Raw genomic sequence first — 18,411 nt, forward strand, 5'->3', positions numbered from 1 at the left:
GCGATGAAGACCCTGGACCACACCCGGGTGACGATCGCGGCGCAGGCGGTGGGTATCGCGCAGGGTGCGCTGGACTACGCGAAGAACTACGTCAAGGAGCGCAAGCAGTTCGGCAAGGCGATCGCGGAGTTCCAGGGCGTTCAGTTCATGCTCGCGGACATGGCGATGAAGCTGGAGGCCGCCCGTCAGATGACGTATGTGGCGGCGGCGAAGTCGCAGCGCGGGGACGCGGATCTGACGTTCTTCGGTGCGGCGGCGAAGTGCTTCGCCTCGGACGTGGCGATGGAGGTGACCACGGACGCGGTGCAGCTGCTGGGTGGTTACGGCTACACCCGGGACTACCCGGTGGAGCGGATGATGCGCGACGCGAAGATCACCCAGATCTACGAGGGCACCAACCAGGTCCAGCGCATCGTCATGGCCCGCAACCTGCCGTAACGACGCTCTGACACGCCCCGACGGCCGGACCGGTCAGCCGCCCGGCCGTCGGGGCCGACGCATCGTCCCGATGCTAAGTTCCGGAGAATGAGCGAGAAGGAAGAGCAGGACCTGCCCATGAATGACGGGCCCTCGAAGCCGGCGATGCGCGAGGCGCTGGTGGCCGCGGCCTTCGAGCTCTTCCTGGAGCGCGGCTTCGAGCAGACGACGGTCGACGACATCGTCTCGCTCGCGGGCGTCGGCCGACGCTCCTTCTTCCGCTACTTCCCGGCCAAGGAGGACGTGGTCTTCCCCGACCACGAGCGCGGCCTCGCCGAGATGACGGAGTTCCTGGAGTCCGGCACCGGCGAGGAGGACCCGGTCAAGCACGCCTGCGACGCTGCCCGTCTGGTCCTGCGGATGTACGCCGAGCAGCCCTCCTTCTCCGTACAGCGCTACCGCCTCACCCGCAGGGTGCCCGGTCTGCGGGCGTACGAGCTGTCGGTGGTCTGGCGCTACGAGCACACCCTCGCCGCCTATCTGCGCGGCCGCTTCGCCGGCCGTCCGGACGGCCCGCTGCGCGCCGACGTGATCGCCGCTGCCGTGGTCGCCGCGCACAACCATGCCCTGCGCACCTGGCTGCGTTCGGGCGGTGAGAGCGACTGGGTGACCGAGGTGGACGCGGCGATGTCCTTCGTCACCACCACCTGGAGCGACCGCCCCGACTCCGTCCAGGACGGCGAGGGCCCGGCCGACGACGTGGTGGTCCTGGTCGCCAGCCGCCGCGCCCCGCTGTGGCGGATGGTCCAGGGCATCGAGAGCGCCCTCGGCGACACCCACCGGGTCTGAACCGGCCGCAAGGGTTCACTCCTCGCCGGTTTTCGCCCCCACCATCGTGACGGTGGCGCAGGAGGTAGCGCCGACCCGTGCGGCAGGACAGCCCGCGTCCCGGCGGGTGAGTATGGGAGACGGGTGAGGATGGGAGAGGAGGCCGGACAGGCTCACCCGTCGGCCCGCATGAGGTGGTTGCGGTGTCCGCTCCGTCCCTCGGCGAAGAGGTGGTTCGGGTGGCACAGACGCCCCTGCTGGCAGTGCACGGCATCTCCAAACGGTTCGGTGCCGTGCAGGCGCTCACCGGTGTCACCCTCCGGATCGACGCGGGAGAGGTCGTCGCGCTGGTCGGGGACAACGGGGCCGGCAAGTCTACCCTGGTCGAGGTGATCGCCGGAGTGCTCGCACCGGACAGCGGGGTCATCGAATGGAACGGCCTGCCGGTCGCCCTCCGCAGGCCGATGGACTCGCAGAGCCTCGGCATCGCCACCGTCCACCAGGACCTGGCGCTCTGCGACAACCTCGACACGGTCGGCAACATCTTCCTCGGCCAGGAGATCCGCCGGTTCGGTGTCCTCGACGAGGTCGAGATGGAGAAGCGTGCCCGCAGGCTGCTGAGCTCCCTGGCCATCCGGCTTCCCAGCCTGCGCATCCCCGTGGGCTCGCTCTCGGGCGGCCAGCGTCAGAGCGTCGCCATCGCACGCGCACTGATCGGCAGGCCCAAGGTGGTGATCCTCGACGAGCCCACCGCCGCCCTCGGCGTCGGGCAGACCGCCCTGGTGCTGGAACTGGTCGAGCGCCTGCGCGAGCAGCACCTCGGCGTGCTGCTGGTCAGCCACGACCTGGAGAACGTCCGCACGACCGCCGACCGGATCGCGGTGCTGCGCCTCGGACGCAACGGCGGCCTCTTCGACACCAAGTACGCCACCCAGGAGCAGATCGTCTCGGCCATCACCGGGGACCACACCATGGCCGTGTCCCTGGCGCAGTCCCTGCTGCCGCACGGGCTGCCCGAGCAGAACGCCCTCGACGTCGCCTACCGCTACCTGCCGGCGAAGGAGGGCGTCGGCGGGGACTGGTTCGACGTCATCCAGCTGGCCGGCAGCCGCGTCGCCCTGGTCGTGGGCGACATCGTCGGCCACGGCCTGCACGCGGCGGCCACCATGGGGCGCCTGAGGACGGCAGTGCACAACTTCTCCATGCTGGACCTGCCCCCCGACGAGCTCCTCGCGCACCTCGACGAGTTGGTCAGCCGGATCGACCGGGACCAGGCGGCCACCGGCGACGGCGCCGAGATCACCGGTGCGACCTGCCTGTACGCCGTCTACGACCCGGTGTCGCGGAACTGCGAGCTGGCACGCGCCGGCCACCTCCCACCCGCCCTCGTCCGGCCCGACGCCACCGTGGACTACCTCGACCTGCCCGCAGGGCCGCCGCTGGGCGTGGGGGGCCTGCCCTTCGAGACGGCACGGATCAGGCTGCCCGAGGGCAGTCGGCTGGTGCTCTACACGGACGGGCTCGTCGAAGACCGCCGCCATGACATCGACCACGGACTCGAAGTGCTGCGCGGCGCGCTCGAGGGCTCCCGTGGCCTGACACCGGAGGACACCTGCGATGCCGTGTTGGACGCGCTGCCGCCCGCGTACTCGTCCGACGACATCGCCCTTCTCGTCGCCCGCACCCGGGCGCTGCCGCAGGACCAGCTGGCCGAGTGGGACGTACCCGCGGACCCGGCCGCCGTCGCCGGTGTACGGGCCGCGGCCAGCCGCCAACTGGCCGAGTGGGGGCTGGACGACCTGGTGTTCACCACGGAGCTGATCCTCAGTGAGCTGGTCACCAACGCCATCCGCTACGGCGCGGCTCCCATCGGCGTCCGCCTGCTGCGGGACCGCAAGCTGATGTGCGAGGTCTCGGACACCAGTAACACGTCCCCCCACATGCGCTACGCGGCCACCACGGACGAAGGCGGACGGGGCCTGTTCCTGGTCGCCCAGCTCGCCGAGCGGTGGGGCGCCCGGTACACACCCACCCACAAGATCATTTGGGCGGAGCAGCCGCTCCCGTGACGGACCCGGCTCCTGCCGTCATGCCGTCAGCGAAGCGGCGGATTCAGGGCGTTTCCGTGCCCGGGGCCCGCGTCCTTCACCTGCCCCGAAGAGCGAGCATGCCGTGCGGGTCGAGATCGATCCGCACGCCGAATCCGCGGCTGACCCGGTCGAGGACCTCCCGTAGCCACTGTGCGTCCTCGGCGGAGGCACGCTCAAGCCGTAGCCGTCGGGCCTGTACGGGCGCCATGCGGGCACCGACCAGCCTTCCGGTGCCCGGCTCCACCGAGACGAAGTACAGCAACCGCAGGTCGTCCCGGTAGTGCTCCTGGCCGGTGATGCCCTCGTAGTCGTCGATGAAGTCGCCGCAGCCGTAGAGAACGAGCTTCCCCTGGTAGACCTCGATGGGGCGGGGATGGTGCGAGGAGTGTCCGTACACGACATCGACACCGCCGTCGATCAGGGTGTGCGCGAAGCGGGTCTGATCCCGGGAGACCTGGTAGCCCCAGTTGGACCCCCAGTGGATGGAGGCGATGACGACGTCGCCCGGTCGCCTCACCTGCCGGACCCGGTCGACGACATCGGCCGCGTCGACGTCCGAAGCCTCGGACACGAAGTCGACGCCGGCTCGATCCTCAGCCGCGGCCCACCTCCACGGAATCCCGCTGGATGCCGTGCCGAACGCGAAGACCAGGACCCGCCGGCCGCCGGCCGCCGGGACGATCGCGGGTTCTCGGGCGGCGCCCGCGTCCCATCCCGCTCCCACCGCCGTCAGCCCCGCACTCGCCAAGGTGTCGAGCGTCTCCGCGAGCCCGAGGAGGCCGAAGTCCATCACGTGGTTGTTGGCCAGCACACAGGCGTCGGGCCGGGCGGCGGCCAGGCAGGGAAGGTTGGCCGGGTGCATGCGGTAGTGCACGTCCTTCCCCACCGCGAAGTCGTCGCTGCGGGTGATGCTCGTCTCCAGATTCAGCACCCGTACCTCGGGTGCGGCCTGGTCGAGCAACTGCAGGGCCTCCCCCCAGGGCCAGGCGAAGTCGACCGGACGGGGAATCGGACCGTTCACAGCCTCCGCCAACTCGACGTAGGCCCGCGCATCCGGGACGTACGGCTCCCGCAGCGCCGGATCGCCGGGGTGCGGCAGGATCTGGTCGACCCCGCGGCCGAGCATCACATCGCCGCAGAGGAACAACCTGACCGGGTCGGTGCTCATGCTTCCACGCTAGGCCGCCGCGGCGTGGAACCGGTCAGCGATGCCCTCGGTCTTCGGTCTGCCCCACGAAGGCCCGGTGGTCAGCGGCTCGCACCGTCCACGGACGCGGCCCCCAGCACCAGGCAGCGGTTCTACGCAGCTCCGGGCCCGCACCGCGGGTATGACCACGCGCAACGCGAAATGCGGGTCAGGATTGCTCCTGACCCGCATTCCCTCGCCGACGTCGTCGGCGAATGTGTTGTGTCCGAGGGGGGACTTGAACCCCCACGCCCGATAAAGGGCACTAGCACCTCAAGCTAGCGCGTCTGCCATTCCGCCACCCGGACCGGGTGTCGTCCTCGCGGTTTTCGATCTCTCGTCCGTCGCGCTGACAGATGTAACTGTAGCAAAGATCGGCTTGGGCTCCCAAAACGGCTCCGGGCGGGGGAACGGAGCTGGTGGCGGGGGCAAGGGGCGGTCCGTGGCGGCGGCGTGACCAGGGGGTTTCGGGACCGTGCGGGGGGTGGATCGGGATGGAGGGCTGGGAGAGGATGGGCGGACGTGCTCGTACGGCCCGGGTGCAGGTCCTGGGGGTGGCGCGCTGGTGCGTCGGTGCGGGCCCAAGACGAGGAGTGACCGTGAGCGAGCGGAGCGAGTCGGCGGCCCCGAAGGTGACGGCTGAGTCGGAAGTCGCCGAGATCTGTCGCGATCTGATCCGGATCGACACCAGCAACTACGGCGACGGGTCCGGGCCGGGCGAGCGCAAGGCGGCCGAGTACGTGGCCGAGCAGCTCGCCGAGTTCGGGATCGAGCCGCAGATCTTCGAGTCGGCCAAGGGGCGGGCCTCGACCGTGGTCCGGATCGAGGGCGAGGACCGGTCCCGCCCGGGCCTGCTGATCCACGGCCACACCGACGTCGTGCCGGCCAACGCCGCGGACTGGACGTACGACCCCTTCGGTGGCGAGATCGCGGACGGCTGCGTCTGGGGCCGCGGCGCGGTCGACATGAAGGACATGGACGCGATGACCCTCGCGGTCATCCGCGACCGGCTGCGCACCGGCCGCAAGCCCCCGCGCGACATCGTGCTCGCCTTCCTCGCCGACGAGGAGGCGGGCGGCACCTACGGCGCGCGCTTCCTGGTGGACAAGCACCCGGAGCTGTTCGAGGGCGTGACCGAGGGCATCGGCGAGGTCGGCGGCTTCTCCTTCACGGTCAACGACCAGGTGCGGCTCTACCTGGTGGAGACCGCCGAGAAGGGCATGCACTGGATGCGCCTGACGGTCGAGGGCCGGGCCGGGCACGGCTCGATGGAGAACGACGACAACGCCATCACCGAGCTGTGCGAGGCCGTCGCCCGGCTCGGCCGGCACACGTTCCCGCTGCGGATCACCAAGACCGTCCGCGCCTTCCTGGACGAGCTGTCCGACGCCCTCGGGGTCGAGCTGGACCCGGAGAACATGGACGAGACGCTGCGTGTCCTCGGCGGCATCGCCAAGATGATCGGCACCACGCTGCGCAACACCGCCCAGCCGACCATGCTCGGCGCCGGCTACAAGGTGAACGTGATCCCGGGTCAGGCCACCGCCCACGTGGACGGGCGCTTCCTGCCCGGCTACGAGGAGGAGTTCCTCGCCGAGCTGGACAGTGTGCTCGGCCCGCGCGTGAAGCGGGAGAGCCTGCACTCGGACCGGGCGATCGAGACGAGCTTCGACGGCTCGCTGGTCGACGCGATGCAGACCGCGCTGCGCGCGGAGGACCCGATCGCCCGCGCCGTGCCGTACTGCCTGTCGGGCGGTACGGACGCCAAGTCCTTCCAGGACCTCGGCATCCGCTGCTTCGGTTTCGCGCCGCTGCAGCTGCCGCCGGAGCTGGACTTCGCCGGGATGTTCCACGGCGTGGACGAGCGGGTGCCGGTGGACGGGCTGAAGTTCGGCGTCCGGGTGCTGGACCGCTTCATCGACGCCTGCTGATCAGGCGACTGGGTCGGCCCGCTCCCGGAGTGCCGGGGGCGGGCCGACCGCATTGTCCGAGCTCATGATTGTGGGACGGGCTGGGGGAGATCAACAGAAACGATCCTCCTATGCAATTCCGCGCCGATTGTCTGTGCGAAGCATCACCGTTGCGAGTGAATGGGAAATCTGTTCCGTACCCCGTTTGCCGCAGCGTCGTTCATTCCTGTGGAGCCCGCCGAACGGGTTGCGTTGTCCATACAGGAGGAATGATGAAGATCAAGAAGATTGCCGCCGTCGCCGCCGCCACCGGTGGCCTGGTGCTCGCCGTCGCCGGTGTCGCGTCCGCTCACGGCGGTGCCGGCGCCGAGGGTGTGGCCGCGGGCTCCCCGGGCGTCGTCTCGGGCAACCAGGTCCAGATTCCGGTCCACGTCCCGGTGAACCTGTGCGGCAACACCGTCAGCGTGATCGGCGTGCTGAACCCGGCGTTCGGCAACCACTGCGCCAACTTCTGAGTCAACCTCCGGGCCGCTGAGGCCCGTTGAGCCGATTCACCCCGGCCCCCGGGCGGCGGACGCGCCGCATCGGGGGCCTTTGCGTGCCCAGCCGGACGGCGCGGCAAGGTGCTGGGGGCCATGGTCGCTCGATCGGGTGAAGTCGGTTCGTTCGGCTCAACCTCACCGTTGGCCTCTCGTTAACTCCTGTGCAGTCAAAGACCTTGCGTGATTTTTGCACATGCGGAAATTCCGACTTTCACAAGGTTCACGTCAAGATTGCCACGCCGTCTCGAAACGTCAGGGGAAAACATGAGGAATGTAGCCAAGAAGGGGATCCTCACCGCCGTGGCCACCGGCAGCGTGCTGGCCTCCGCCGCCGGCTACGCTTACGCAGGCGCGGAGGCGCAGGGAGGTGCGGTGGGCTCGCCGGGCGTCGCCTCGGGGAACTCGGTGCAGGTGCCGGTCGAGGTGCCGATCAACGCGTGCGGCAACACCGTCGACGTGATCGGCCTGCTGAACCCTGCGTACGGCAACCACTGCGCCAATGTCAGCACCAGCCGCCCCGCGGCCCCGCGGCCCGGCCAGACCGGTCAGCCCGGCGGCAGCAGCGGTAGTGGCGGCAGCGCCAGCTCCAGCAGCGGCGCCAGCCAGGGCTCCTCCGCCTCGGGCGCCTCCGCCAGCGGTGTCGCGGCCAACTCGCCCGGTGTGATCTCCGGCAACAGCGTCCAGGCTCCGGTTCACGTTCCGATCAACGCCTGCGGCAACTCGGTCGGCGCGGGCGGCATCGGCAACCCCGCCTTCGGCAACTCCTGCGGCAACGTGGCCAAGCCCGCCCCGAAGCCGACCGACCACTGCTCCGAGGGCCACACCCCCTCCACCCCGCCGTCCACCGGCGGCGACACCCCCTGCCCCGGGGACCACACCCCCTCCACCCCGCCGTCCACCGGCGGCAACACCCCCTCCACCCCCTCCACCCCGCCGTCCACCGGCGGCGACACCACCGGTGGCGGGCGCAACGGTGGCCCGGTGGCCGGCAGCACTCCGGCCGCCCCGGTGAGCAACAACGCCGGCACCCAGGCCGTCCCGGCCGCGGCCCGGACCAGCACCCCGGCCGCCCCCGTCGCCGCGCAGAGCACCGCCGCGGGCGGCCAGCTGGCCTCCACCGGCGCCGGCGGCGTCGAGGTGCTCGGCGCCGCCGGGCTCGCGCTGCTGATCGGCGGCGGTGTGCTCTACCGCCGCGCCCGCGCCGGCGCCCGCTGAGCCCCCCGACCGCTCAGCGGCACCGGTAGTCGAAACGACGTGCCCGCGACCGCCCGATGAACGGGCGGCCGCGGGCACGTGACGGTTCGGCGCGGATCATCCGCGGCTGCGCAGGGCGGGAGGCCCCGCCCGTCACCAGTTCCGGACCTGCCGGATGATCCGCCGCTTCAGCCGGACCGTCCGGCTGCCGTCGGGGAACAACCTCAGCCGGTCGAGCTCCCAGTGCCCGTATTCGGCGTGCTCGGTGAGCAGTTGGCGCGCCGCGTTGCGCGTGGTGCCGCGCGGCATGCGCAGCGACTGGTACTCGTACTCCGGCTGCCGGACCGGCTTCGGTGGGGTCAAAACGCTCCTCCTGGGGATCACCTGCACGCAAGCCTACGGCCTGCCTCGGACACTCGGCCCGGGTATTTCCGGCCGACCTCCCGTGCGGAAGCGGCGGTTCGACGGCCCGTGACCCGGACGCTCGACTGACAGTGCATCAGTTCTGTTGCTCCTGTGGAGTGGATACCCCGAACCCGGCGCGCGAAGCGGCACCCGGACGGCCCCGTCGGACCGGTCGCGCGCCCTCTGCGCTCGACCCGCGCCGGTCCCGCGGGGGACAGAACGGGCCGGATCGGACATCAGGGGGGAAGTTGCGGTGAAATCGCGGGTGTAGGTGACAACCGCTGTGCGTAGCGACACCGCGGGGAGATAGCGTCTGCACCATGTCTGATGCCGCGCAGCCCACCATTGCCGAGGTACGCGCCGCCGCTGAGGCGGTCAAGGCCGCCATCGACCGTCATCTGGAAGCGGTGTCAAGCCCCAACGTAGCTGATGATCCCGCCGTGTCCGCCGCTTACGAGCAGCTCGCCACGGCGGCCATCGCCTACGACCAACTCCTGTACGAGGTCTACGACGAGGTCACCCCCTTCGAGATCCCCGGGGACGAGGGGCCGGGTGGCTACCACGGCCCGGAACAGCCCGAGGCGATCAGCGTGCTGATCCGCCGCGACTACCACGTGGTCGACCCCAAGCGGCTGCGCGCCCAGGCCGAGCGGCTCGACGAGACGCTGACCCCGGGCGGGGCGGGCGGGGTGAACTCGGCGATCGGCGTGCTGTTCGGCGAGTACGAGCCCGACGAGATCGCCGCCCGCAGCGAGGAGTTCGGCCTGGAGGAGGCGGACTCGACGCTCTGGGTCGCGGCGGCCGAGCCGACCGAGCCGGGGGAGTGGCTGCCGGAGCCCTTCGAACACGCCGACCCCCAGCTGCTGATCTGCCGGTTCGACGTGAGCGAGGTCTACGACGACGAGGACCTCGACGACTGACGTGATCGGTACGGACGAAGGGCGGGCCCGGAAGCACCGGACCCGCCCTTCGTTCGTCGGTCGATCAGTACGCCGACGCCGCGTTCTCCGCGAGGATCGCCCGCAGCCGGGTGGTGCGCGGCTGCGCCGGGCGCTCGGCGACGGCCTGGACGAGCGCCGGGCCCGCCGCGTGCACGACCGAGAGGTGCCGCTCGCCGCGTCCGAAGGCGGTGTAGACCCACTGCCGGGTGAGCGCCGGTCCGGCGTCCTCCGGGAGCACCACCACGGCCCCGGGCCAACGGCGGCCGAGCGCCTGGTGGACCGTCAGCGACCAGCCGTGCCGCAGCCGGCCGGCCTCCGCGGGCGGGACGGTCCGGCGCGAGCCGTCCGGGTACTCCAGGTGCAGACCGGTGGCGTCGCCGTCCAGCACCCGGGCCGAGCGGGTGATTCCGGGCGCGGGGGACTCCACCACCCGGTCGCCCGGGTCGAAGCCGCCGAAGCGGCCGGGGCCGGGGTTCAGCCGGGCCTTGGCGGCGGCGTTCAGCGCACGCGTACCGGCCGGCCCGCCGTGGCCGGGGGTGAGCAGCACCACCTGCTCGGCGGGGATGCCCAGGGCGCGCGGGATGGAGTCGGTGAGCAGCTGGACGGCGCGGTGGACGGCCTCGCCGCCGTCCTTGGCGGTCAGGATGACCACCTCCTTGTCCGGCGCCTCGACCGGCTGCAGTTCGCCGATGCCGACGCCGGAGACCAGCTCGCCGATCGGGCCGAAGTCCGGGGTGCGGGAGGCGACCGCCGGGCAGACCTTGGCGGCCAGCAGGTCGGCGAAGAACCGGCCGGGGCCGGCGGACCAGAGCTGGCCCGGGTCGCCGCTGAGCACCAGCCGGGTGCCGTCGGCGAGCGACTCCACCAGGGTGGCGGCCAGTTCGACGTCCAGCAGCGGCGCGTCCAGGACGACCAGGAGGTCCAGGGCGAGCGAGCCGTCGGGGGAGCGGCCGGGGCCGGCCGTACCGGACAGCAGCTCGGCGAGGGTGGCCACCGAGGCCTCCGCCCCGGCGAGCGCGGCGAAGGACTCACGGCCCTGGTCGGTCCAGGTGGCGGCCCAGGCCCGCAGCCCGAGCCCCCGGGCCGCGGCGAGCAGCGCGGCGGGCTCGGCCCGGGCGGCCTCGCCGCCGGTGTGCAGCACCAGCGCGCTGTCGGCGACGGCCTGGACGAGGGCGGTGGCGGAGGAGGACGGCGCGGCCTCGGCGGCCGCCGCCCAGGCGGTGGGGCCGGGGGCGGCGGGTGCCGCCACCTCCTCGGCTTCGGCGGACTCCGCGGTGTCCGCGTCCGAGGCCGCGTCGGCGTCGGCGGCTTCCTCCTCAGCCTCCGTCTCCTGAGCCTCCACCTCCTCCTCGTCCTCCTCCTCCGCCGGCTCGACGTCCTCACCCGGTACGAAAGTGGCCATCAGCTGCAGCAGCCCCTCGGCGAGGCTGTCCTCCGCCATCGCCAGCCGCTCCAGCGCGAGCAGCGTCCGGGTCGGCGGCTCGTCGTCCTCGCCGCCCGCCGCCTGCGCCTCGGGCCCGCTCAACTCCTCCTGGAAGGGCAGCACCCGCCCGTCCGCGACGGCGGCCTGGATCGCGGCGGCCGGGTCCGGCATCCGGAGCCGGTCGAGCCCGGTCGTCACCTCGGCCAGCTCCAGCGCCGAGTGCCCGCGCAGCGCCGCCTGCTCCAGCAACCACGGCACCAGCGCCTGGGCGCGGCGCGGGTCGCCCGGCTCGGCCTCGGGACCGAGCAGCTCGCGGGCGAAGCGGTCCGCGTGCTCGGGGCGGACGCCGGGCAGGCCGAGCACCGCCCACGGGTCCTCGCGCAGCCGCGCGGCGGCCTCGTCGCCGAACTCGGCCACGGCGGCGGCCGCCAGCTCGGCCGGGGCACCGCCCGCGGTCAGCACCGCGGCGACCTCCTGGAGCGCGTCGCCGCGCGGCCCGTCGGGCCCCACGGCTGCCGGAGCGGCGGGACCTGCCGCAGCGCCAGCGCCCGTAGCCACCGACGCCTCCGCCGGCTTCGAAGCCCCAGGAGCCTCAGGAGCCCCAGGAGTCCCCAGAGCCTCAGGAGTCCCCGGAGCCGCTGGAGCCGCTGGAGCTCCCGAACCCCCGGAGGCCCGCGACTCGGAGGCCTGCGGCCCGATCCTGCGGATCCGCTCCGCCAGCTCGGCGATCTTCGCCGCCTTGTCGGCCGGCGAGGCCGAGGTCTCCTCCGGAGCGCCGTTCCCCGTGTCACTCATCGTCGTCCGCTCCAAAGGTCACTCCACTGCACGTTCTGCTCGACAACCCGGCCCGGCGGTCACAGCTCGGTCCACCCCTGGTCCGGGTAGCGGTGCACCGGCGACGAGATGTCGTCCAGCGCGCCGCGGATCTCACCCGGAAGCGTAAGCGCCTCCACTGACAGCGCCGCCTGCAGCTGTGCCACCGTCCGCGCCCCGACCAGCGCACTCGCCACCCCGGGTCGGTCCCGGACCCAGGCCAGCGCGACCGCCAGCGGGCTGCTGGCCAGCCCGTCGGCGGCGGTGGCGACGGCGTCCACGATCCGCCGCGAGCGCTCCCCGAGGTACGGCTGGACGAACCCGGACAGCGCCGCCGAGGCGCCGCGCGAGTCCTGCGGGACGCCGTGCCGGTACTTGCCGGTGAGCACCCCGCGCCCGAGCGGCGAGCCGGCGAGGACGCCGACCCCGGCGTCCAGCGCGGCGGGCAGCGCCTCCCGCTCCATGCCGCGTTGCAGCAGCGAGTACTCCAGCTGCGCCCCGGCCAGCGGCATCCGCCCGTGGTGGGCACGCTGCCAGGTGGCGGCCTTGGCGAGCTGCCAGCCGCTGAAGTCGCAGACCCCGACGTAGCGGGCGCGGCCGGAGGAGGCGGCGATGTCGAGGGCACTGAGGGTCTCCTCGACCGGGGTCATCGGGTCGAAGGAGTGCACCTGCCACAGGTCCACGTAGTCGGTGCCGAGTCGGCGCAGCGAGGCGTCCAGGGCGGCGAGGAGGTGGCCGCGGGATCCGTCGAAGCGGCGGGTGGACTCGGGGGCGCTGCCCGCCTTGGTGGCGATGACGAGTTCGGAGCGGGGGATCAGACTGTCGGTGAGGCGGGAGATCAGGTACTCGGCCCCGCCGTCCGCGTACACGTCGGCGGTGTCGACGAGGTTGCCGCCGGCGTCGACGAACTCCTTGAGCTGCTCGGCGGCCTCGTGCTCGTCGGTGTCGCGGCCCCAGGTCATGGTGCCGAGACCGAGGCGGGAGACCTGCAGGCCAGTGCGGCCGAGGTGACGCTTTTCCATCGGACGGGCCCTCCACTGGCCGATGGCCCCGGTCGCCCCGGAAGCCCTGAAAACGCGCAGGTGGGGAGAGGACTTCCCACGTCGGCTGAGCGTAGCGGCCGGTGTGCGGGCAGGGGTGCCGACCCGCAGAACGATCAGTGACTCGCCCGCTCGCCTCCGGGCCCTCCTGACCCGGTGCCGACGGTCGGCGCTCCGCCGCTCCTCCGCCGCCCCCCGCATCTCCCTTCCGGCGCAGGCCGGCCCTTCGACTGGACCGGTTCGGTGTGACCCAGGCCACTGCTACCGGCCAGTAGCATGACCCTCGCGTGCGCGGTTACGCTCGCCGGCGAGCCCGCCCGACTGGCCACCAAGCCCACCGACTGGAAGGTTCGGCACATGCGACTCGGCATCAACCTCGGCTACTGGGGACTCGGCATGGACGCCGACAACATCGAGGTGGCCCGGGAGGCGGACCGGCTCGGCTACTCGGTCTGCTGGGCCGCGGAGGCGTACGGCTCGGATGCCGCGACGGTGCTGAGCTTCGTCGCCGCGAAGACCGAGCGGATCGACGTCGGCTCGGCCATCTTCCAGATCCCGGCCCGCACCCCGGCGATGACCGCGATGACCGCCGCGACCCTGGACACCCTCTCCGGCGGCCGCTTCCGCCTCGGCCTCGGAGTCTCCGGCCCGCAGGTCTCCGAGGGCTGGTACGGCGTGAAGTTCGACAAGCCGCTCGCCCGCACCCGCGAGTACGTGGAGATCATCCGCAAGGCGATGTCCCGCGAGCGCCTGGTGCACGAGGGCGCGCACTGGACGCTGCCGCTGCCCGGCGGCCCGGGTAAGCCGATCAAGCTCACCGTGCACCCGGTGCGCGAGCACATCCCGCTGTACGTCGCGGCGATCGGCCCGAAGAACCTGGAGCAGACCGGCGAGATCGCCGACGGCTGGCTCGGCATCTTCTTCGCCCCCGAGCACGCCGCGCTCTCCCTGGACCCGCTGAAGGCCGGGCGCGCCAAGGCCGGCAAGTCCCTGGACGGTTTCGACCTCTGCCCGACCGTCACCATCGCGGTCGGCGAGGACATCAAGGCCGGCGTCGACTCCCAGCGCTCCTACGCCGCGCTCTACATCGGCGGCATGGGCAGCAAGGAGAAGAACTTCTACAACCAGCTCGCCCGGCGGATGGGTTACGAGCGGGAGGCCGACGAGATCCAGGAGAAGTACCTGGCCAAGGACTACGCGGGCGCCGCGGCCGCCGTCCCGCACGACCTGATCGACGCCACCTCGCTGGTCGGCGACACCGCCCGGATCGCCGACCGGATGCAGGCCTACGCCGACGCGGGCGTCACCACGCTCACCCTGGCCCCGTCCGGCTTCACCCTGGACGAGCGGATCCAGGCGCTGCGCACCGGCGTCGAGGCGCTGGAGCGGGCCGGCCTCGCCTGAGCGACTCCCAGAGGTTCTGGCGGCACGACAGCCGGTCGTGCCGCGTCGACCTCTCGGCCACAGGCGGTCGAGCTTGCAGGTAGTCCCCGACTGGCTGTTGGGCGGCCCCTCGTGTCCAGCCACCGCTACGCGGTGACGGGGGCGGATGGCCGTCGCCCCGCATCCCGTGCAGCGGCGGCCCGGTGGGCGATGCCCGGTGTGCAGCCGCACCCCACGGCGGTGCCCGGAGGCCGTAGGCTAAGCCCCATGCCCACCCTGCTGCTCGTCCGCCACGGTCGCTCGACCGCGAACACCGCCGGAATCCTGGCCGGTTGGACCCCCGGCGTGGACCTGGACGACACCGGGCGCGCCCAGGCCGCCGCGCTGGCCGGGCGTCTGGCCGGGATCCCGCTGGCGCAGGCGGTCAGCAGCCCGCTGGAGCGCTGTCGGCAGACCCTGGAGCCGCTGCTCGCGGCCCGGCCCGAGCTGGCCCCGCCGGCCGAGGACGAGCGGCTGGGGGAGTGCCACTACGGCGAGTGGACCGGCCGTCCGCTGGCCGAGCTGGCCAAGGAGCCGCTCTGGCGCACCGTGCAGGACCACGCGGCCGCCGCCGCCTTCCCCGGCGGTGAGTCGCTGCGCGAGCTGAGTCACCGCACGGTGAGCGCGGTCCGCGAGTGGAACGCGAAGATCGCCGCCGAGCACGGCGAGGACGCGGTCTGGGTCGTCTGCTCGCACGGGGACGTGATCAAGGCGGTGGTGGCCGACGCGCTCGGGCTGCACCTGGACCACTTCCAGCGGATCAGCGTCGAGCCGTGCTCCGTCACCGCGATCCGCTACACCCCGCTGCGGCCCTTCGTGCTGAGAATGGGCGACACCGGCGACCTCTCCTCGCTGGCCCCCAAGCCCCACGCCGCCCCGGTCACCCCGGCCGGTGACGCGGTGGTCGGCGGTACGGCCTGAGCGGCACCCGCCCGAACGCCTGAACAGCGCCCTCACCGGCGGCGGCACCACCCGAACCCACGGGTGCCACCCCGCCGCCGGCCGCCTGCTCGGGTCCCCGGCCGGGGCCCGGAGGTCGTAGGGTGACTGATGAGTGCCCCACAGCCCAACAAGCCCACCCAGTCCGACAACCCAGCGATCCCCCACGGCGGATCCGCACCGACCGACATGATCCGGAGCGAGAGCGTGCCCCGTCAGGTCTTCTTCTACGACCAGCCCGAACGGTTCGTGGCCGGTACCGTCGGCCAGCCCGGCGCCCGAGCGTTCTACCTGCAGGCCAGCGCTCGGGGCCGGATCACCAGCGTGCTGCTGGAGAAGACCCAGGTCGCCGCACTCGCCGAGCGGATCGAGGAGGTCCTCGACGAGGCCCTGCGGCGCAGCGGCGGAGACGCCTCCATCCCGGCCACCGCGCCCAAGGACCTGCTCGACACCGCCCCGCTGGACCTGCCGCTGGAGCAGGAGTTCCGGGTCGGCACCATGGCGCTGGCCTGGGACAGCGTGGACGGCTGCCTGGTGGTCGAGGCGCAGGCGCTGATCGAGGAGGAGGAAGAGGAGGGCGAGGAGGCCGTCTTCCGGGAGGACGAGAACGGGCCGGACATGCTGCGGGTGCGGCTGTCCGGCGCGATGGCCCGGGTGTTCGCCAAGCGCGCGCTGGACCTGGTCTCGGCCGGCCGCAAGCCCTGCCCGTTCTGCAACCTGCCGCTGGACCCGGAGGGCCACCTGTGCCCGCGCGCGAACGGCTACCGGCGCTGAACACCGAGACCCCGCCACAGGCCGACCCGGCGGCGGCCGCCGCCCTCGCCGCCGACGTGCCCACCGCCCTGGCCCTGCTGCGCCAGGGCGAACTGACCTTGCACGGCCGGCTCACCGAGGCCTCCAACGCCGCGCTGTACTGCACGGTCGAGCACGGCTCGCTGAGCGCGCAGGCGGTCTACAAGCCGGTGGCCGGCGAGCGCCCGCTCTGGGACTTCCCGGACGGCACGCTGGCCGGCCGCGAGGTCGCCGCCTACGAGCTGTCCGCCGCGACCGGCTGGGCGCTGATCCCGCCCACCGTGCTGCGCGGGGGGCCGCACGGGCCCGGCATGGTGCAACTGTGGGTCGAGCCGGACCCGCAGGCCGAGCCGCTGCTGGCGCTGCAGGACCCGGACGGCCCGGAGGACGGCTGGCTGCCGATCGTGCGGGCCGAGGTCGAGGACGGCCGGCTGGCGCTGCTGGTGCACCACGACGACCGGCGGCTGCGCCGGATGTCCGTGCTGGACGCGGTGCTCAACAACGCCGACCGCAAGGGCGGCCACCTGATCCCCGCCGCCGACGGCCGGGTGTACGGCATCGACCACGGCGTCACCTTCAACACCGAGGGCAAGCTGCGCACCCTGCTCTGGGGCTGGGCCGGCGACCCGCTGCCCGCCGAGGCGCTGGAGGTGCTGGTCCGGCTGGCCGAGCAGTTGGACGGCGAGCTGGCCGAGCGCCTCGCCCCGCACCTGACCACCGCCGAACTGGGCGCCACCCGCGCCCGGGTGGCCGCGTTGCGCAGCTCCGGCACCCACCCGCTGCCCTCCCGGGACTGGCCCGCGATCCCCTGGCCGCCGGTGTAGGAGCGGGACCCGCCGGTGTGGCAGTCCTCACCGCCGGTGGTCTGGACCTGTCGCCGGAATAGGTCGCACATGCCTCCAGGCGCACACCGCCATGGCGGGCTGGGAGCCGCCGAACGTGCTGGCCCTCTGGCAGCGGCTGCAGCGGCTCCAGTCGTGTCCCCCGGGGAGCCGGGCGCCCGGTCGGTGGCAGGGCCGACCGGGCGCTCGCCCGTGCCCGACCCGGAACGTGCTCCATCACCGGAAACGTCGCATTATCAGTCGAGAAGCGCTCAGGCAACGACAGGAAGCGAATCCAGTCGATCTTTGTTACTGGTTAGGCTTTCAAATGTTCTCAAGGTTAAAGTCGATCCCATGCATGCCTGGCCCGCCTCCGAGGTTCCCGCCCTGCCTGGTCAGGGGCTTCCCCTTCGTATCTTCGACACCGCAGCGGGCAAGGTCCGGGAGGTCGTGCCGCAGGACGGCACCGCCCGGATCTACGTCTGCGGCATCACTCCCTACGACGCGACCCACATGGGTCACGCCGCCACCTACAACGCGTTCGACCTGGTGCAGCGCGTCTGGAAGGACGCCGGCCACGACGTCCTCTACATCCAGAACGTGACCGACGTGGACGACCCGCTGCTCCAGCGCGCGGTCGAGACCGGCCAGGACTGGGTGGCCCTGGCCGAGCGCGAGACGGCCCTGTTCCGCGAGGACATGACCGCCCTGCGGCTGCTGCCGCCGGCCCACTACATCGGCGCCGTCGAGTCGATCCCGTGGATCGTTCCGATCGTCCAGAAGCTGCTGGCCTCCGGCGCCGCCTACAAGGTGGACGAGGACATCTACTTCTCGGTCGACTCCGACCCGCACTTCGGCGAGGTCTCCGGCCTCACCCGGGAGGCCATGCGCCCGGTGTTCGCCGAGCGCGGCGGCGACCCGGACCGCCCCGGCAAGCGCAACCCGCTGGACGCCCTGCTCTGGCTGGCCGCCCGCCCGGGCGAGCCCGCCTGGGACACCGAGCTCGGCCACGGCCGCCCCGGCTGGCACATCGAGTGCGTGGCGATCGCGTTGCAGTACTTGGGCATGACCTTCGACCTCCAGGGCGGCGGCAGCGACCTGTCCTTCCCGCACCACGAGATGGGCGCCGCGCACGCCCAGGTCGCCACCGGCTCCCACCCGTACGCCAAGGCGTACGTGCACGCCGGCATGGTCGCGCTGGACGGCCAGAAGATGTCCAAGTCCCGCGGCAACCTGGTCTTCGTCTCCGCCCTGCGCCGCGAGGGCGTCGACCCGGCGGCGATCCGCCTGGCGCTGCTCTCGCACCACTACCGCGCGGACTGGGAGTGGACCAAGGGCACCCTGGACGAGGCCGTGGAGCGCCTCGCCCGCTGGCGGGCCGCGGTCTCCCGCCCGGACGGCCCGTCGGCCGAGCAGCTGCTCGCCGAGGTCCGCACCGCGCTCGCGAACGACCTGGACGCGCCCGCCGCGCTGGCCGCGGTGGACCGCTGGGCCGCGCAGCAGGAGGGCGAGGGCGGCACCGACGCCGGCGCGCCCGGCCTGGTCACCCGCACCGTGGACGCCCTTCTCGGCGTCGCGCTCTGAGTACCGCGAAGGGGCGTCAGGACCAGGCGTCCTGACGCCCCTTCGGCGTACCGGTGCTCCGGTG

15 protein-coding genes, 1 tRNA gene and 2 pseudogenes are annotated in these 18,411 nt (G+C 72.6%); 13 read left to right on the forward strand and 5 right to left on the reverse strand.

Features of this window, described 5'->3' with window-relative positions; all coding sequences use genetic code 11:
• The 4 genes and pseudogenes from ACH4E7_RS14495 to ACH4E7_RS14510 all read left to right on the forward strand — a co-directional run.
• Nucleotides 1-438: acyl-CoA dehydrogenase family protein (locus ACH4E7_RS14495; RefSeq protein WP_396249387.1), on the forward strand; the 438-nt coding region annotated here is incomplete at its 5' end.
• Nucleotides 439-582: 144 nt separating this feature from the next.
• A complete protein-coding gene (locus ACH4E7_RS14500) occupies nt 583-1,266 on the forward strand; it encodes a TetR family transcriptional regulator (protein WP_396249609.1) in 684 nt (227 codons plus the stop codon).
• 272 nt (nt 1,267-1,538) lie between these two features.
• Nucleotides 1,539-1,988 (forward strand): annotated as a pseudogene (locus ACH4E7_RS14505) (ATP-binding cassette domain-containing protein); the annotation flags it as partial.
• Between the two features lie 213 nt (nt 1,989-2,201).
• Nucleotides 2,202-3,314 (forward strand): annotated as a pseudogene (locus tag ACH4E7_RS14510) (SpoIIE family protein phosphatase); the annotation flags it as partial.
• Between the two features lie 76 nt (nt 3,315-3,390).
• Here ACH4E7_RS14510 and ACH4E7_RS14515 read toward each other — a convergent pair.
• Together ACH4E7_RS14515 and ACH4E7_RS14520 are read right to left on the reverse strand one after the other, a co-directional pair.
• Entirely contained in the window at nt 3,391-4,503 is a 1,113-nt protein-coding gene (locus ACH4E7_RS14515) for a CapA family protein (protein WP_396249388.1), read from the reverse strand.
• A gap of 241 nt (nt 4,504-4,744) precedes the next feature.
• Nucleotides 4,745-4,829 (reverse strand) — tRNA-Leu (locus tag ACH4E7_RS14520).
• A 291-nt stretch (nt 4,830-5,120) separates the two neighbouring features.
• Between ACH4E7_RS14520 and ACH4E7_RS14525 the strand changes: the two genes are divergently transcribed.
• The 3 genes from ACH4E7_RS14525 to ACH4E7_RS14535 all read left to right on the forward strand — a co-directional run bounded on the left by ACH4E7_RS14525 (nt 5,121) and on the right by ACH4E7_RS14535 (nt 8,188).
• Nucleotides 5,121-6,452: a M20/M25/M40 family metallo-hydrolase gene (locus ACH4E7_RS14525; RefSeq protein ID WP_355669963.1), complete on the forward strand. Its 1,332-nt coding sequence runs from the start codon at nt 5,121-5,123 to the stop codon at nt 6,450-6,452.
• A gap of 251 nt (nt 6,453-6,703) precedes the next feature.
• A complete protein-coding gene (locus tag ACH4E7_RS14530; protein ID WP_396249389.1) occupies nt 6,704-6,946 on the forward strand; it encodes a chaplin in 243 nt (80 codons plus the stop codon).
• A gap of 291 nt (nt 6,947-7,237) precedes the next feature.
• On the forward strand, nt 7,238-8,188 hold the full coding sequence (locus ACH4E7_RS14535; RefSeq protein ID WP_396249390.1) for a chaplin family protein: 951 nt from the start codon (nt 7,238-7,240) through the stop codon (nt 8,186-8,188).
• A 132-nt stretch (nt 8,189-8,320) separates the two neighbouring features.
• On the opposite strand, the gene ACH4E7_RS14540 is transcribed toward ACH4E7_RS14535, so the two are convergent.
• A complete protein-coding gene (locus tag ACH4E7_RS14540) occupies nt 8,321-8,530 on the reverse strand; it encodes a DUF5703 family protein (RefSeq protein ID WP_355669960.1) in 210 nt (69 codons plus the stop codon).
• Between the two features lie 362 nt (nt 8,531-8,892).
• Here ACH4E7_RS14540 and ACH4E7_RS14545 point away from each other — a divergent pair, with 362 nt between their 5' ends.
• Nucleotides 8,893-9,492 carry a hypothetical protein gene (locus tag ACH4E7_RS14545; RefSeq protein ID WP_396249391.1) on the forward strand — a complete coding sequence of 200 codons (600 nt, stop codon included), beginning with the start codon at nt 8,893-8,895 and terminating at the stop codon, nt 9,490-9,492.
• A 64-nt stretch (nt 9,493-9,556) separates the two neighbouring features.
• Here ACH4E7_RS14545 and ACH4E7_RS14550 read toward each other — a convergent pair whose 3' ends face one another.
• Nucleotides 9,557-11,731: a helix-hairpin-helix domain-containing protein gene (locus ACH4E7_RS14550; protein WP_396249392.1), complete on the reverse strand. Its 2,175-nt coding sequence runs from the start codon at nt 11,729-11,731 to the stop codon at nt 9,557-9,559.
• A 59-nt stretch (nt 11,732-11,790) separates the two neighbouring features.
• A complete protein-coding gene (locus ACH4E7_RS14555; protein WP_396249393.1) occupies nt 11,791-12,771 on the reverse strand; it encodes an aldo/keto reductase in 981 nt (326 codons plus the stop codon).
• A 375-nt stretch (nt 12,772-13,146) separates the two neighbouring features.
• Between ACH4E7_RS14555 and ACH4E7_RS14560 the strand changes: the two genes are divergently transcribed.
• From ACH4E7_RS14560 to mshC, 5 genes are all read left to right on the forward strand, one after another.
• Nucleotides 13,147-14,193 carry an LLM class F420-dependent oxidoreductase gene (locus ACH4E7_RS14560; protein ID WP_396249610.1) on the forward strand — a complete coding sequence of 349 codons (1,047 nt, stop codon included), beginning with the start codon at nt 13,147-13,149 and terminating at the stop codon, nt 14,191-14,193.
• Nucleotides 14,194-14,439: 246 nt separating this feature from the next.
• On the forward strand, nt 14,440-15,132 hold the full coding sequence (locus tag ACH4E7_RS14565) for a histidine phosphatase family protein (protein WP_396249394.1): 693 nt from the start codon (nt 14,440-14,442) through the stop codon (nt 15,130-15,132).
• Between the two features lie 225 nt (nt 15,133-15,357).
• Nucleotides 15,358-15,924, forward strand: coding sequence for a DUF3090 domain-containing protein (locus ACH4E7_RS14570; RefSeq protein WP_396249611.1), 567 nt, complete (start codon nt 15,358-15,360; stop codon nt 15,922-15,924).
• Nucleotides 15,925-15,980: 56 nt separating this feature from the next.
• Nucleotides 15,981-16,766, forward strand: a complete 786-nt coding sequence (locus tag ACH4E7_RS14575; protein ID WP_396249612.1) for an SCO1664 family protein — start codon at nt 15,981-15,983, stop codon at nt 16,764-16,766.
• 351 nt (nt 16,767-17,117) lie between these two features.
• Nucleotides 17,118-18,347, forward strand: a complete 1,230-nt coding sequence (mshC, locus tag ACH4E7_RS14580; RefSeq protein ID WP_396249395.1) for a cysteine--1-D-myo-inosityl 2-amino-2-deoxy-alpha-D-glucopyranoside ligase — start codon at nt 17,118-17,120, stop codon at nt 18,345-18,347.
• Nucleotides 18,348-18,411 lie beyond the last annotated feature (64 nt).

The sequence above is a fragment of the Kitasatospora sp. NPDC018058 genome (assembly GCF_044327205.1).
Lineage (GTDB): Bacteria > Actinomycetota > Actinomycetes > Streptomycetales > Streptomycetaceae > Kitasatospora.